1 protein-coding gene is annotated in these 1,055 nt (G+C 36.2%); it reads right to left on the bottom strand.

The window, feature by feature from the left end; all coding sequences use genetic code 11:
* On the bottom strand, positions 1 to 1,055 hold a 1,055-nt coding region (gene tuf, locus KGF52_RS21005; protein ID WP_227841521.1), incomplete at both ends, for an elongation factor Tu.

Genomic DNA, 1,055 nt, shown 5'->3' with positions numbered 1-1,055 from the left:
TCGATTATTGTAGCAACAACTCCTGAAGCTACTGTTCTTCCACCTTCTCTTATTGAGAATCTTAATCCTTCTTCTACAACTATTGAGTTTATTAAGTCTACTTCCATTGTTACGTTATCTCCAGGCATTACCATTTCTATTCCATCTGGTAACTTACAAGCTCCTGTTACATCTGTTGTTCTGAAATAGAATTGTGGTCTATATCCATCAAAGAATGGTGTATGTCTTCCACCTTCTTCTTTTTTAAGTACATATACTTCTGCAGTAAATTTTGTGTGTGCTTTTACTGATCCAGTTTTTGCTAGTACTTGTCCTCTTTCTATTTCGTTTCTTTGTACTCCTCTTAATAATGCTCCTATATTATCCCCTGCTTGTGCTTGGTCTAATAATTTTCTGAACATTTCTACTCCTGTTACTACTACTTTTCTTGGTGCTTCTGTTAATCCTACTAATTCTACTTCGTCTTGTACTTTTAATACTCCTCTTTCCACTCTTCCTGTTGCAACTGTTCCTCTTCCTGTGATTGAGAATACGTCTTCTACTGGCATTAAGAATGGTTTGTCAGTATCTCTTTCTGGTGCTGGTATATATTCATCTATTTGCTCAAATAATTCTACTATTTTATTTCCCCATTCGCTCTTTGGATCTTCTAATGCCATTAATGCTGATCCTCTTATTATTGGAGTATCATCTCCTGGGAAATCATATTCTGTTAATAAATCTCTTACTTCCATTTCTACTAGTTCTAATAACTCTTCGTCATCTACCATGTCACATTTGTTTAAGAATACTACTATATATGGTACACCAACTTGTCTTGATAATAGTATATGCTCTCTTGTTTGTGGCATTGGTCCATCTGTTGCTGAACAAACTAATATTGCTCCGTCCATTTGAGCTGCTCCTGTTATCATGTTCTTAACGTAGTCAGCATGTCCTGGGCAGTCAACGTGTGCGTAGTGTCTATTTGGAGTTTCATACTCAACGTGTGCTGTTGATATTGTGATTCCTCTTTCTCTTTCTTCTGGAGCTTTATCTATGTTTGCGAAATCTAC

The sequence above is a fragment of the Clostridioides sp. ZZV15-6597 genome (genome assembly GCF_020657815.1).
In the GTDB taxonomy this organism is placed as follows: domain Bacteria; phylum Bacillota; class Clostridia; order Peptostreptococcales; family Peptostreptococcaceae; genus Clostridioides.
The sequence above is the reverse complement of the archived record's forward strand: the minus strand, read 5'-3'. Positions and strand labels throughout refer to the sequence as shown.